Here is a 14,481-nt window from a genome sequence, read left to right as displayed (position 1 = left end):
CTGTTATTGTTTTCAGTCCGCGCTCATGGCCCGCGGCAGCGGACCGAAGGCCTCGTCCACCAGCGCGCACAACTGCTTGATGTGCAGCAGCGGGTAGCCGACCGCCGGCGCCGCCGAGGCCGGGCGGCCGGCGTAGATCACCGGGGTATCGCCCACCGCCTCGCGCAGGTTGTGCTCGGTCGAGTACCATGCGCCCTGGTTCTTCGGCTCCTCCTGGCACCAGACATATTCCCGCGCATGGCCGTAACGCGCGATCAGCCCGGCGAGCTCGCGGTGCGGAAACGGATAGAGCTGTTCGAGGCGCACCAGGGCGACGTCCGCGCGGTTGTCACTGCGGCGCTTCTCGAGCAGGTCGAAATAGACCTTGCCGCTGCACAGCACGATGCGGCGCACCTCGGCCGGATCGGGATTGTCCACGTCGTCGATCACGCGCCGGAAGCTGCCCTGCGTCAGGTCCTCGAGGGAGCTCACCGCAAGCTTGTGCCGCAGCAGGCTCTTCGGCGTCATCACGACGAGCGGCTTGCGGCAGTCGAGCAGCATCTGGCGGCGCAGCAGGTGGAAGATCTGCGCCGGGGTGGTCGGCACGCAGACCTGGATGTTGTGCTCGGCGCACAGTTGCAGGTAGCGTTCGATCCGCGCCGAGGAATGTTCCGGGCCCTGGCCCTCGTAGCCGTGCGGCAGAAACATGACCAGGCCGCTCATCCGGTTCCATTTCTGCTCGCCGGCGACGATGAACTGGTCGATGACCACCTGGGCGTTGTTGGCGAAGTCGCCGAACTGCGCCTCCCAGATCACCAGCGTCTTGGGGTCGGTGGTGGAATAGCCGTACTCGAAGGCGAGCACCGCCTCCTCGGACAGCAGCGAATTGGTGACCAGGAAGTTGCCCTGCCGCCCGGAGATATTGCGCAGCGGCACGTAGGCGGAATCGTCCTTCTGGCAGTTCACCACCGCGTGGCGGTGGAAGAAAGTGCCGCGCCCGCTGTCCTGGCCGGACAGTCGCACGCCGAGGCCGGCGTCGACCAGCGTCGCATAGGCGAGGATCTCGGCGCAGCCCCAGTCGATCGGCAGTGCGCCGGCGGCCATCTTGCGTCGGTTGTCGAAGATCCTGGCCACGCCGGGATGCAGCTCGAAGCCGGCGGGAAGTTGCAGCAGGCGCGTGGTGAGGTCGCGGATCGCCTCCTGCGTGACGCGGGTGTCCACGTCCACGGCGCAGTCGCCGCGCACGAAGGGCTGCCAGTCCACGGCGCCGTGGACGACGATATCCGTGTCCTTGCTGAGGTAGGGCACGACGCAGGCCCCGGCGTCGAGCGCGGCGCGGTACTTGTCGACGTAGGCGTCGGCCTCCGCCCCGGCGATCACCCCGTCATTGACGAGCCGTTCCGCGTACAGTTCGCGCGCGGTCGGGCGCGCGCGGATGCGCTGGTACATCAGCGGCTGGGTCACGGCGGGCTCGTCTGCCTCGCTGTGGCCGTGGCGCCGGTAGCACACCAGGTCGATGATGACGTCCTTGCGGAATTTCATGCGGTAGTCGAGCGCGATCTGCGCCGCGGTGAGCACGGCCTCGGGGTCGTCGCCGTTGACGTGGAAGATCGGCGCGTTGACCATCTTGGCGACGTCGGTGCAGTACAGCGTCGAGCGCGCGTCCTTCTGGTTGCTGGTGGTGAAGCCGATCTGGTTGTTGATGACGATGTGGAGGGTGCCCTTGGTGGAGTAGCCGCGCGACTGCGACATGTTGAAGGTCTCCATCAGCACGCCCTGGCCGGAGAACGCGGCGTCGCCGTGGATCAGCACGCAGGCGACCTCGGAGCCGTCCCTGTCGCCGCGCCGCTCCTGGCGCGCGCGCACCGAGCCCTCCACCACCGGACAGACGATCTCGAGGTGGGACGGGTTGAAGGCCAGCGCGACGTGCACGGGGCCGCCCGGCGTGTCCATGTTGGAGGAGAAACCCATGTGGTATTTGACGTCGCCGGAGCCCACGCCGCTGTAGGCGGTCTTGCCCTCGAATTCCAGGAACAGGTCGGCGGGCGCCTTGCCCATGATGTTGACCAGTACGTTGAGGCGGCCGCGATGGGCCATGCCGATGGCGATCTCCTTCAGCCCTGCCGCGCCGCCGCGGCGGATGATCTCGTCGATAAGCGGGATCAGCGACTCCGACCCTTCCAGCGAGAAACGCTTCTGGCCCACGTACTTGTTGTGCAGATAGCGTTCCAGCGCCTCGGCGGCCGTCAGGCGCTGGAGCAGTCGCCGGCGTGCCCCGTCCGGGAATCGCGCGCGGAAGTGGTCGCCCTCCAGGCAGGCGCGGATCCAGTGTTTTTCATGGGTGTCGGCGACGTGGACGTATTCGCTCGCGAGCGGGCCGCAGTAGGCGGTGCGCGCCATCTCGACGATCTCGCCCAGGGTCGCCCGGTCGCGCCCGCCCAGCCCCTGGGCGGCGAACACCGTACCCAGGTCCGCGTCGCTCAGGCCGTGGTGGTGGTAATCGAGTTCGGGAACCGGGGGGATCTCGCGCAGTTCCAGCGGATCGAAGGCGGCCACGAGATGGCCGTGCTGGCGGCAGGACTCCAGGTAAGCATAGACCTGGGACTGCTTGATGGCGTAGACATAATCCTGCTGCGCCGCGGGCGGAGCGGCATCGGCCGGAGGGCCGGTGTGGATCCTGTCCTCGCCGCGGTCCGGGCGCCGGAAGGTGCGTTCCACCTGTGTGTGGGAGATATCCTGTCCGCCGCCGTTGGCGAGGGGAAGCGCGTCGAAATAGTGACGCCAGCCGGGATCAACTGATGCGGGGTCTTCGAGGTAGCGTTCGTAAAGCAGGTCCAGATAGGCGGCATTGCTCGCGCTGAGCGGGGAAATCTCCCCCCAATCAGGCACCTTGTCGCGCTTTGCCGTATCATCCATGCTGCGTCACCCCGGACCCGCAGATTGCCACGAGCCATAGCGCAGGTATATCAGCAATATTGATGCCACGTCCAGAAGACGTGATCAGAACGGCGCGCCGTCACAGCGCGGTAAGGAAGGGGGTTACTGCGATCGGTGCGCGGGATCAGGCGATGCGGGCGCGGATCTGCTCGGCCCTGGGGTGATCGCCGCGGGCCTCGTAAATCTTGATCATGGTCTTGAGAGCACGCAGGTTCCCCTCGTCCCGCCGCAGGATCTGCTCGCAGCACTGCAGCGCGTGGTCATATTGCTTCTGACAGAGGTGGAGGTTGGCCATGCCGAGCAGCGCGTACTGGTCGTAGCCGAGATCGAGGCTCTTCTGATAATAAAAGCGGGATTGATCCACGTCCCCGAGGGTGAGCAGCGCGTCGCCGACGCGGGTATACAGGTTCTGGTTGTGCGGCTCCTGGCGCAGCACGCGCTGCCACAGGGCGATGGCCTCCTCCAGTTGCGACAGGCCGCGCTTGCAGTTGCCGAGGCCGTACAGGGCGAAGGCGTTTTCCGGGTCGCGCTCGAGCGCCTGCTCGAAATAGCCGGAGGCGCGCGCGAATTCCTTGCGCCGCTGGTAGATGTTGCCGAGCATCGTCAGCACGGCCACGTTGCCGGCATCGAGCTTGATGAACCTTTCGAGGTAGTGCAGCGCCTGTTCGTCGTCGCCGCCCTTGTAATTCAGGTTGCCCAGCCCGAGGATGGCGAACTTGTCATTGCCGCCGATCTTCAGCGCGGCGAGGTAGAGCTCCTTCGCCCGCTCCATCCTGTCCAGCTTGCGCAGGGAATCGGCGAGCCGCACCATGACATGGGCGTCGCTGGGATTGCACTTGAGGTAGCGCTCCCAGTACAGGATGGCCTGTTCGGGGGACTGCAGGCCGCGGTAGGCGTTGCCCATGCCGCGCAGGGCGAAGACGTTGTTTGGATCGATTTCGAGGATCTTCTGGTAATAACCGATCGCGTCCCCGAATTTTTTCAGCTTGCGGCAGACATCACCCAGACCGACCAGGACATAGGCGTTCCCGTTGTCCATCTCGTAGGCCTCGAGAAACGCCTTCTCAGCCTCGCGATAACGGCGCCGCTCCAGCAGGAAGTAGGCGCGTTTGGACAGTGATATCAGACTCTTGACTGGTCCTGTCATTGAAGTCTTCTTGTCCATATGGTCGGCCCGATCAAACAAGATCATCTCACAGAATATTTGGGTGTGTAACGCTTATCCGTATAACTCCATGTATCGGCCGGGTGCTGCATTACATTTAAGAATCTGATGCCCGGATGATCCGCGCGAAAGCGACGCCAGAGTGCGAAACTCCTCGCATTTCCCGCTGAATATCATGGACATATGCCCACAACCTCTGCATCAGGCACGACAGCGGCGCGGAGGCAGGACTCAGCGCAGCCGCCGCAAACAGGCTGCTAATCTACGCAGGCGTCGCCAGGCTGTAAATCACCCATACTGATGAAGCGATGATGGGGCGGCGCGGACGGGCATCGCGCCGCTAGCGCACCTGTTTGGACCGCGCCCGCGCGACAGGAACCTATCCCGGGGCAACCGGTCTAATTATTTGTCAGAAGTTCGGATCACGGCGGATCCTGCGGGCGCTGACATTCCGGCACACTGCTCTTTGTCCAGTTTGAAATCTCCGGCAGACGCTCCCATGTTCCATCATGGAACGGTCAGCGGGCGTGCCGGCGTGTCTTGGACGGCGTATCCTTAGTAAAGCGGAGAGATGAGTCGATCTGTATGGATCGGGGTGATGGACGCGGAACACCGCTTTATCCATACAATATGGCATAAGCGTTGCATTATCATATACAGGGATACGTGATCATTAGAGTCGGCAGGATGACAACCCATACGGTGCGATAAAATAGGACACAGAACAAGCAGGTGAGGCAATCGTTACGGGTGCTCCATTCTAGAAGCAGCGAGGTACAGTTTCAGAGAGGGCATTGCTATGACAATCTTCAATCACTACCAGTCCCGTTTCGAGGAGTCCAGGGAAGAGGAATTCACCCTTCAGGAGTACCTTGAACTGTGCAAGACCGATCCTTCGGCCTACGCCAGCGCCGCCGAGCGGCTGCTGATAGCGATCGGGGAACCGAGGATGGTGGATACCAAGAAGGATCCCCAGCTCAGCCGGATCTTCTCCAACAAGATCATCAAGATCTACCCCGCGTTCAAGGATTTCTTCGGCATGGAGGAGACGATCGAGAAGATCGTGTCCTTCTTCAAGCACGCGGCGCAGGGCCTGGAGGAAAAGAAGCAGATCCTCTACCTGCTCGGACCGGTCGGCGGCGGCAAGTCCTCGCTCGCCGAGAAGCTCAAATACCTGATGGAACGGCAGCCCTTCTACGCCATCAAGGGATCGCCGGTGAACGAGTCGCCGCTCGGCCTGTTCTCCCGCGATGAGGACGGCCCCATCCTCGAGGACGACTACGGCATCAACCGGCGCTACCTGAACGGCATCATGTCGCCCTGGGCGGTGAAGCGCCTGCGCGAGTTCAACGGCGACATCAGCAAGTTCCGCGTCGTCAAGCTGCGGCCGTCGGTGCTGAACCAGATCGGCATCGCGAAGACCGAGCCCGGCGACGAGAACAACCAGGACATCTCCTCGCTGGTCGGCAAGGTGGACATCCGCAAGCTGGAGCAGTATTCGCAGGATGACCCCGACGCCTACTCCTACTCCGGCGGGCTGTGCCTCGCCAACCAGGGCCTGCTCGAATTCGTCGAGATGTTCAAGGCGCCGATCAAGGTGCTGCACCCGCTGCTGACCGCCACCCAGGAGGGCAACTTCAACGGCACCGAGGGCATGGGCGCGATCCCGTTCGACGGCATCATCCTCGCGCACTCAAACGAGTCCGAATGGCTGAGCTTCAAGACCAACCGCAACAACGAGGCCTTCCTCGACCGCATCTACATCGTCAAGGTGCCCTACTGCCTGCGCACCTCCGAGGAGGTGAAGATCTACGAGAAGCTGATCAAGCACAGCTCGCTCAGCGACGCGCCGTGCGCGCCCGACACCCTGGACATGATGGCGCAGTTCGCCGTGCTGTCGCGCCTGAAGGAGCCGGAAAATTCCAGCATCTTCTCCAAGATGCGCGTGTATGACGGCGAGAACCTCAAGGATATCGATCCCAAGGCCAAGTCCTACCAGGAATACCGCGACTTCGCCGGCGTCGACGAGGGCATGGCCGGCCTGTCGACGCGCTTTGCCTTCAAGATCCTGTCCAAGGTGTTCAACTACGACCACAGCGAGGTCGCGGCCAACCCGGTGCACCTGCTCTACGTGCTCGAACAGCAGATCGAGCAGGAGCAGTACGCGCCCGAGGTGGAGGAGAAATACCTGTCCTACATCAAGGGATTCCTCGCGCCGCAGTACGTCGACTTCATCGGCAAGGAGATCCAGACCGCCTATCTGGAGTCCTATTCGGAATACGGCCAGAACATCTTCGACCGCTACGTGGTCTACGCCGACTACTGGATCCAGGACGAGGACTACCACGACGCCGACACCGGCGAGAACTTCGACCGCGCCGCGCTGAACGAGGAGCTGGAGAAGATCGAGAAACCGGCCGGCATCAGCAATCCGAAGGACTTCCGCAACGAGATCGTCAACTTCGTGCTGCGCGCCCGCGCGCAGAACAACGGCAAGAACCCGCCGTGGACGAGCTACGAGAAGCTGCGCGAGGTGATCGAGAAGAAGATGTTCTCCAACACCGAGGACCTGCTCCCGGTCATCTCGTTCAATCCGAAATCCTCGGAGGACGACATGACCAAGCACCAGAACTTCGTCCAGCGCATGATGAACAAGGGTTACACCGAGAAACAGGTGCGCCTGCTCACCGAATGGTATCTGCGGGTGCGCAAATCGAACTGACTGTGAGGGCACGTGACCCAGGTCATTGACAGGAGGCTGAACGGGAAGAACAAGAGCGCCGTGAACCGGCGCAGGTTCATCCGGCGTTTCAGGCAGCAGATCCGCGAGGCCGTCGCCGAGGCGATCACCGAGCGCAGCATCACCGACATCAATTCCGGCGAGAAGATCAACATCCCGGCGCGCGACATCGGCGAGCCGAGCTTCCGCCACGGCCCCGGCGGCGAACGCGAGAATGTCTACCCGGGCAACACAGAATATGTCACCGGCGACAAGATCAAGCGTCCGCCGGAGGGCGGCGGCGAGGGCAAGGGCCAGGCCAGCAACAGCGGAGAAGGGCTCGACGACTTCGCCTTCAACCTCACGCGCGAGGAGTTCCTCGAATTCTTCTTCGATGACCTCGCCCTGCCCGACCTGGTCAAGACCCAGCTCGCCACCCAGGTCGAATACAAGAAGGTCCGCGCCGGCTATTCCCGCACCGGCATGCCGGCCAATATCAACGTCATCCGCTCGCTGAAGGGCGCGCTGTCGCGCCGCATCGCGCTGCGCTCGCCGCACGAGCGGCGCCTGGAAACCCTGCAGGAGGAACTGGAGAGTCTGGAATCCTCCAGCGCCGCGGACGCCCCGGCACGCGCCGCCGAGTTGCGCGAGGAGATGCGTCGCATCACCGCGCGGATCAACGTCATCCCGTTCATCGACACCTTCGACCTGCGCTATAACAACCGCATCCGCCAGCCGCGCCCGACCACCCAGGCCGTGATGTTCTGCCTGATGGACGTCTCGGGCTCGATGGACGAGGAGCGCAAGGACATCGCCAAGCGCTTCTTCATCCTGCTGTACCTGTTCCTGACGCGCAACTACGAACGCATCGAAGTGGTCTTCATCCGCCACCATACCACCGCCAAGGAGGTGGACGAGGACGAGTTCTTCCACTCGCGCGAGACCGGCGGCACGGTGGTGTCGAGCGCGCTGGAGCTGATGCACAGGATCATCTGCGAGCGCTACCCGAGCTCGCTGTGGAACATCTACACGGCGCAGGCCTCCGACGGCGACAACTGGAACGACGACTCGCCGCTGTGCCGCAACCTGCTGATCGAGAAAATCATGCCGCTGCTGCAGTATTTCGCCTACGTGGAGATCAAGCCGGACGAGCACCAGAGCCTGTGGCGCGAGTACCAGCACGTCAGGGCGCGCTGCGCCAACTTCGCCCTGCAGCGCATCGACGACCTGACCGACATCTATCCGGTATTCCGCAAGCTGTTCAAGAAGAAGGCGGCCGCATGAGCCGGTACCTGTCCGAGGGATCGGAGTGGACGTTCGAGCTGATCACGCGCTACGCGGAGGAGATCGGCCGCATCGCGGCGCAGTACGGGCTCGACACCTACCCGAACCAGATCGAGGTCATCAGCGCCGAACAGATGATGGACGCCTATTCCTCGGTCGGGATGCCGGTCGGCTACCACCACTGGTCCTACGGCAAGCAGTTCCTGAACGTGGAGCAGCGCTACCGGCGCGGCCACATGGGGCTGGCCTACGAGATCGTCATCAATTCCGACCCGTGCATCGCCTACCTGATGGAGGAAAACACCCTGACCATGCAGGCGCTGGTTATTGCCCACGCCGGCTACGGCCACAATTCCTTCTTCAAGGGCAACTACCTGTTCCGCACCTGGACCAGCGCGGACGCCATCATCGATTACCTGCTGTTTGCCCGCAACTACATCTCCGAATGCGAGCAGCGCCACGGCGAGGATGCGGTCGAGCTGATCCTGGACTCCTGCCACGCCCTGATGAATTACGGCGTGGACCGCTACAAGCGCCCCTCGCCGTTGTCGGCGCGGGAGGAGCTGCAACGCCAGCGCGAGCGCGCGGACTACCTGCAGTCGCAGGTCAACGACCTGTGGCGGACAATCCCGAAGAAGGGCGATCGGGAGGAGAGCCGCTCCCAGAAGCTGTTCCCGTCCGAGCCGCAGGAGAACCTGCTGTATTTCGTCGAGAAAAACGCGCCGCTGCTCGAACCCTGGCAGCGCGAGATCGTGCGCATCGTGCGCAAGATCGCCCAGTATTTCTATCCGCAGCGCCAGACCCAGGTGATGAACGAGGGCTGGGCCACGTTCTGGCATTACACCCTGCTCAACCGCCTGTACGACGAGGGGCTGGTCAACGAGGGCTTTATGCTGGAGATACTGCAGACCCACACCAGCGTCATCAACCAGCCGCCGTACAACAGCAATCATTTCAGCGGCATCAATCCCTATGCGCTCGGCTTCGCCATGATGAGCGACATCCGCCGCATGAGCGAGCAGCCCACCGACGAGGACCGCCGCTGGTTCCCCGACATCGCGGGCTCCGACTGGCTGAAGACGCTGGATTTCGCGATGCGGAACTTCAAGGACGAGAGCTTCATCGCCCAGTACCTGTCGCCCAGGCTGATGCGGGAACTGAAGCTGTTCGCGGTGCTGGATGACGACCGCCGGCGCCGGCTGGAGATCACTGCGATCCACAATGACGAGGGCTACCGCCACGTGCGGCAGACGCTGGCCGGCCAGTACAACCTCGGCGACCGCGAGCCCAATATCCAGGTCTACAACGTGAACCGCGAGGGCGACCGCTCGCTGACGCTGCGCCATCTGCAGCACCGGCGCCGTCCGCTCGACGCGGACACCGCGGACGAGGTGCTGAAGCATCTCGCACGCCTGTGGGGTTTCACGGTGCGCATCGAAACGGTCGACCCGGACGGCCGGGTGGCAAAGACGCAGGAGTGCCGGCCGACGCCGGCCGCGGCCTGAGACCGGGCGCTCAGCCCTTGCGCGAGAGTGAGAAGACCGCGTCCTTGTGCCTGGCGTAGCAGCGCGGGCAGATGTGCTTGTTGTTCGAGGTCATGATCCAGCCGTATTCCGCAATCTCGTCGGGCTCCCCTTCGATCCAGCTGTAATTATCGGTAAAGCGCCGCCCCGCCGACACGCCGCCTTCCCGCGCCTGGTCGCGACGATCCACCTGGTGGATGCACAGGGGGTTGCAGAGATCGCAGAATACGAATGTTTTCAAGCTCATGGGATGTGTACCGCTGCGCCCGGGGACGGACTCCGCGGATACCGCACGGGGACCCGGGACCGCCCCTACTACTACGGCAGCCGCGTGCGATTCTGCACCCGGCGCGCGGAACTGCGCGGCGAAACCGGAAGAAATCCGCCGCGGGATGGAATCAGTGGTTCACGGCGGGTGAGGCCTGATGTCACGCTGGCGGTTGGCCACGCGCGCCAGGTCCACCAGCTCGCCGGAGAGCAGTTCGAGCAGGTCGTCCAGGGAAAGGATCCCGACCAGCGCGCCCTGCTCGTCGATTACCGGCATGCGCCTCACCGCATTGACGCGCATGCGCTGCAGGGTGTCCCACAGGCTGTCTTCCTCGTGGGCGGTCACGAGATCGAGGCTCATGATGTCGCCGACGCTGACCGCGTCCGGGGCCAGGCCCTCGGCGATCACCTCCACCACCACGTCGCGGTCAGTCACGATCCCCACCGGAACGCGCACCTCGCCGCGCTCCTCGACGACCACCACGTCGCCGATGTGGTACTCCCGCATCAGCCGCGCAACGGACTGGATGGTATCCTCCGCCCGCGTCACGACGACGTCCCGGTTGCAAATCCTGCCGACGGTCATGGCTAGTCCTCCCTCGGATTCGCCGGCACACCACCGGCGCGGTTACGCCTCCATTCCAGCCGCGCGCGGCGCGCACCTCCGCCGCATCTGCGTCCCCACTATAACGCCAAACACGTGGAACTCCTATGCGGCCACCGCCGCTGGAGGAGCTGAGGCCGGTGGAAGCCGCCGACGGATCCGAGCCCGAGCCGGCCGACATGGCCGAACTGCCCCCGGACCAGGACATGAGCTGGTGCCCTGTCGCGAGTGACGCGGATCGCGCGTCATCATTCACTTAGAATCGCTACGAAGCCGCCCGGCGGCGGGCGAAGAATTTGCGGATCTCCTCCAGCCACAGCACGAGGCTGGCGCAGGCCACGATGATCAGCAGATCGGCCGGCGGGATCGGCACGGTGTGGAACGACGCGTTCAATGGCGCGGCGTAAATCACCGCGCACTGCAGCAGGACACCCAGGGCAAGACCGCCCATGAGCCACTTGTTGCGCAGCACGCCGAGGCGCAGCGCCGAGCGGGTCTCCGACTCGCAGTTGAGCACGTTGAACCACTGGCACACGGCCAGCACGGTGAAGGTCTCGGTCTGCACCAGCTCGAACGGGGCGCCGGACGACAGCCGCCAGACGAAGAAGCCAAAGGTCGACAGCGCCATCGCGGGGATCATCAGTGCCACCCGCCGCAGCAGCGGCCGGCTCAGCAGCGGCTCGGCGAGCGACATCGGCCGCCGCCGCATCTCGTCGCCCTCCGGCGGCTCCATGATCAGGTTCACCGTCACGGTGCCCTCGGTGACGATGTTGATCCACAGGATCTGCACCGCCGCGAGCGGCAGCGGATAGCCCAGCAGCAAGGCGCATAGCAGCACCGCGATCTCTGCCATGGAGGTGGCGAACAGGTAAAGGATGACCTTCTTCAGGTTGCGGTAGACCAGCCGCCCCTCCTCCACCGCCTTGACGATGGTGGCGAAGTTGTCGTCGGTCACGACGATCCTGGCCGCGCTCTTGGCGACCTCGGTGCCGGTGATGCCCATCGCGACGCCGACGTCGGCGCGCGCCAGCGCGGGGGCGTCGTTCACCCCGTCGCCGGTCATCGCCACCACATGGCCCTGCGACTGGAAGGCCTCGACGATGCGCAGCTTCTGCGCCGGGTGCACGCGGGCGAACACCGCGATGCGGTCGAGATCGTCGCGCAGCTCCTGTTCCTGCATGCGCTCCAGCTCGCGGCCGTCGACGGCACGGTCGCCCGCGCGCGCGATGCCGAGCAGGCGGGCGATGGCAAGACCCGTGGCCTTGTGGTCGCCGGTCACCATCACCGGGCGGATGCCTGCCGCCTGGCATTCCGCGACCGCCTGTTTCACCTCCTCGCGCGGCGGATCCATCTGCCCCACCAGGCCGAGCAGGACGGCGCGCCCGCGGAACTGCTCGAAGCCGACTGCGTCGTCCAGCTCCGCGCCTGCGACGTCCGCCACGGCGAGCACACGCAAGGCGCGGCCGGCCATCTCCTCCGCCGCCGTGTGCGCCCGCGCCCGTCCCTCGTCATCCAGCGGCACAAAGTCCCCCCCCTGCCGGGCCAGTCCGCACAGATCCAGTACCGCCTCCGGCGCCCCCTTGATGAGCACGCGGCGATGCCCCTCCGCGTGACCGTGTCCGGTGGCCATCATTTTGGCGCCGGCGTCGAACGGCAGCTCGCCCCAGCGCGGCCAGCTCCGGTTGAGCACCTCGAGATCAAGCGCGCCCTTCAGCGCCAGGGTCAGCAGCGCCGCCTCGGTCGGATCCCCGAGCGGGCGCCAGCGCGAATCCTCGCTGTCCGGCGGCACCAGCCTGGCGTCGTTGCACAGCGCCATTGCCTCCAGCAGGGCCGTCAGCGCGGAATCCGGTGGCGATTCACGCCCGTCCTCCCGCAGCGCGCCCTCGGGGTGGTAACCGGCGCCGCCCACCTCGATGCGCCGTCCGCCGGGCAGCCACACATCGGTGACCGTCATCTCGTTGCGCGTCAGCGTCCCGGTCTTGTCGCTGCAGATCACTGAGGTGGAACCCAGAGTCTCCACCGCCGCCAGCCGCCGCACGATGGCGCCGCGCCGCGCCATGCGCTGCATGCCGACGGCCAGCGCGATGGTCATCGCCACCGGCAGCCCCTCCGGCACCATGGAGACCAGCTGGCTGATGGCCACCATGAAGATATCGATGAAGTTGAAACCTCGCACCAGGCCCAGGCCCAGCACCAATACAAACATGCCCAGCGCCGCGGCGACCAGATAGTTGCCGAACTGCGCGATGCGGAGCTCCAGCGGGGTCCTGGGTTCCTCCGCCATCGCGGTCAGGCGCGCGATCTTGCCCACCTCGGTCGCGAGGCCCGTGGCCACCACCACCGCGCGCGCGCGGCCGGAGGTGACGTGGGTGCCGGAATAGACCATGTTGACACGGTCGGCAAGCAGGGTGTCCTCGGGGAGCGCCCCGGTCTGTTTGGCCACCGGCAGCGATTCGCCGGTCAGGGCCGCCTCGCCGGCCTCCAGGGAGGCGGCCTCGACCAGCCGCGCATCGGCACCGACGGCATCGCCGGCCGCCAGCAGCAGGATATCGCCGGGCACCAGCTCCCCCGCCTCGACCTGCTGCTCCGCGCCGTCGCGCAGCACGCGCGTGCGCAGGGTCGACAGCCGGTGCAGCGCCGCCATCGAACGCTCCGCGCGTCCTTCCTGGAAGCTCCCGATCAGGGCATTGACGGCCACGACGATGAGGATCACCACGGCGTCGCCCTGCTTGCCCATGAACATGGCCAGCAGCGCGGCGATGAACAGGATATAGATCAGCGGGCTCTGGAACTGGCGCAGGATCAGCCGGAACACCGAGCGCCGCTCGGCCTCCGGCAGGGTGTTCGGACCGTACTCGGCCCGGCGCCGGGCTACATCCTCCGCGCCGAGTCCCCGCACAGAGGACACGCCGAGCCGCTCCGGCGTCTCGGCCGCCGTCAGGGCATGCCAGGATACGGGAGCCTGATCCGCGCGGGGCTGCTCAGTGGCCATAGAGATAGATGGCAAAGGTATTAACCAGGAACACCGCCAGCAGGAACAGGCTGATCCAGCCCACCGTCCGGAAGACGCGCCGCTGCGGCCGGTAGAACAGGCCGACGATGGCGATGCCGCTCATCATCATGGCGGACAGGGCCGAGACCGCGTGCACCGGGGAGACACCCGACAGCAGCGGACCCGGCAGGTAGGCGATATCGTCGATGGCCAGAATGGCCATATTGAACAGGTTGCTGCCGAACAGGTTGCCCATGGCCATGTCCAGCGCGCCGAGGCGCACGGCCGCGATCGAGACCGCCGCCTCGGGCAGCGAGGTGACGGCGGCGATGAACAGCGTGCCGACGAAGCTCTCCCCCCACCCCATCATCTCCGCGATGTCCTTGCCCACGAACGGCAGCCAGACGCCGGCCGCCACCACCACGGCGGAGGCCAGCACGTAACCGGTCACCGCCTGCCTGAGGGTGACGTGCCGGTAGCGCCGGTCCCCGGGATCGACCACCGGCAGCTCCTGCATCTGTTCGTAGCGGTATACGGTGCGCATGGCGAGGGCGTAGATGAGCAGGATGATCGGCGTGTACAGCCCCACATGCGCCACGGCGGGCTCGATGCCGTTGTGCGCCAGCAGCAGGTTGATACCCACGAAACCGATCAGGATGACGCCGAAACCGGCGGAGAGGACATGCCGACGCGGGCGCGGGTGTAGACCGACTCCCCGCGGTGCAGGAAATCCAGAATGACGATCAACAGCAGGTTGAACACACAGGAGCCCAGCACGTCGCCGGCGGCGATGTCCGGCGCGCGGGCGACGGTGACCGCGCTCAGGCCGGTCACCAGCTCGGGCAGCGAGGTGACCGAGGCCACCATCACCACGCCGATCCAGGACCGGGACAGATTCAGCTTCTCCCCGATCATGTCGCCGTACAGGGACAGGCGGTAGCCGGCACCCGCGATCAGGACCAGGCAGAGGGCGAACTCAAGCCAGACGATCATCGACGTGCCGCAGCGGGC

At 65.1% G+C, this 14,481-nt stretch carries 8 protein-coding genes and 1 pseudogene; 3 read left to right on the top strand and 6 right to left on the bottom strand.

Translation table 11 applies throughout. From position 1 onward, the window contains the following. Positions 1 to 12: 12 nt before the first annotated feature. Both IPK65_07490 and IPK65_07485 read right to left on the bottom strand, forming a co-directional pair. Positions 13 to 2,895 carry a 2-oxoglutarate dehydrogenase E1 component gene (locus IPK65_07490; protein ID MBK8162977.1) on the bottom strand — a complete coding sequence of 961 codons (2,883 nt, stop codon included), beginning with the start codon at positions 2,893 to 2,895 and terminating at the stop codon, positions 13 to 15. A 145-nt stretch (positions 2,896 to 3,040) separates the two neighbouring features. After that, positions 3,041 to 4,063 (bottom strand): tetratricopeptide repeat protein, encoded by a 1,023-nt coding sequence (locus IPK65_07485; GenBank protein ID MBK8162976.1) that lies wholly within the window; start codon positions 4,061 to 4,063, stop codon positions 3,041 to 3,043. A gap of 817 nt (positions 4,064 to 4,880) precedes the next feature. On the opposite strand from IPK65_07485, the gene IPK65_07480 reads away from it, so the two are divergent. The 3 genes from IPK65_07480 to IPK65_07470 are packed head-to-tail and all read left to right on the top strand — an operon-like array spanning position 4,881 to position 9,589. Next, positions 4,881 to 6,803: a PrkA family serine protein kinase gene (locus IPK65_07480; protein ID MBK8162975.1), complete on the top strand. Its 1,923-nt coding sequence runs from the start codon at positions 4,881 to 4,883 to the stop codon at positions 6,801 to 6,803. A gap of 12 nt (positions 6,804 to 6,815) precedes the next feature. Next, positions 6,816 to 8,084: a YeaH/YhbH family protein gene (locus IPK65_07475; GenBank protein ID MBK8162974.1), complete on the top strand. Its 1,269-nt coding sequence runs from the start codon at positions 6,816 to 6,818 to the stop codon at positions 8,082 to 8,084. After that, on the top strand, positions 8,081 to 9,589 hold the full coding sequence (locus IPK65_07470) for a SpoVR family protein (GenBank protein MBK8162973.1): 1,509 nt from the start codon (positions 8,081 to 8,083) through the stop codon (positions 9,587 to 9,589). The genes IPK65_07475 and IPK65_07470 overlap by 4 nt, the downstream gene beginning before the upstream one ends. A 10-nt stretch (positions 9,590 to 9,599) precedes the next feature. On the opposite strand, the gene IPK65_07465 is transcribed toward IPK65_07470, so the two are convergent. From IPK65_07465 to IPK65_07450, 4 genes and pseudogenes are all read right to left on the bottom strand, one after another. Continuing rightward, positions 9,600 to 9,854, bottom strand: coding sequence for a hypothetical protein (locus IPK65_07465; GenBank protein ID MBK8162972.1), 255 nt, complete (start codon positions 9,852 to 9,854; stop codon positions 9,600 to 9,602). 159 nt (positions 9,855 to 10,013) lie between these two features. Continuing rightward, positions 10,014 to 10,460, bottom strand: a complete 447-nt coding sequence (locus IPK65_07460) for a CBS domain-containing protein (protein MBK8162971.1) — start codon at positions 10,458 to 10,460, stop codon at positions 10,014 to 10,016. A 283-nt stretch (positions 10,461 to 10,743) separates the two neighbouring features. Continuing rightward, positions 10,744 to 13,470, bottom strand: a complete 2,727-nt coding sequence (locus IPK65_07455) for an HAD-IC family P-type ATPase (GenBank protein ID MBK8162970.1) — start codon at positions 13,468 to 13,470, stop codon at positions 10,744 to 10,746. Continuing rightward, positions 13,460 to 14,463 (bottom strand): annotated as a pseudogene (locus IPK65_07450) (sodium:calcium antiporter). Before IPK65_07450 ends, IPK65_07455 begins: the two are co-directional and overlap by 11 nt. Positions 14,464 to 14,481: the final 18 nt, after the last annotated feature.

Source organism: Gammaproteobacteria bacterium, from assembly GCA_016712635.1.
In the GTDB taxonomy this organism is placed as follows: Bacteria; Pseudomonadota; Gammaproteobacteria; order SZUA-140; family SZUA-140; genus JADJWH01.
The sequence above is the reverse complement of the archived record's forward strand: the minus strand, read 5'-3'. Positions and strand labels throughout refer to the sequence as shown.

Coding starts and splice junctions, on each gene's coding strand:
- IPK65_07490 (MBK8162977.1), bottom strand. CDS start 2,895: ATGGATGATACGGCAAAGCGCGACAAGGTGCCTGATTGGGGGGAGATT.
- IPK65_07485 (MBK8162976.1), bottom strand. CDS start 4,063: ATGACAGGACCAGTCAAGAGTCTGATATCACTGTCCAAACGCGCCTAC.
- IPK65_07480 (MBK8162975.1), top strand. CDS start 4,881: ATGACAATCTTCAATCACTACCAGTCCCGTTTCGAGGAGTCCAGGGAA.
- IPK65_07470 (MBK8162973.1), top strand. CDS start 8,081: ATGAGCCGGTACCTGTCCGAGGGATCGGAGTGGACGTTCGAGCTGATC.
- IPK65_07465 (MBK8162972.1), bottom strand. CDS start 9,854: ATGAGCTTGAAAACATTCGTATTCTGCGATCTCTGCAACCCCCTGTGC.
- IPK65_07460 (MBK8162971.1), bottom strand. CDS start 10,460: ATGACCGTCGGCAGGATTTGCAACCGGGACGTCGTCGTGACGCGGGCG.
- IPK65_07455 (MBK8162970.1), bottom strand. CDS start 13,470: ATGGCCACTGAGCAGCCCCGCGCGGATCAGGCTCCCGTATCCTGGCAT.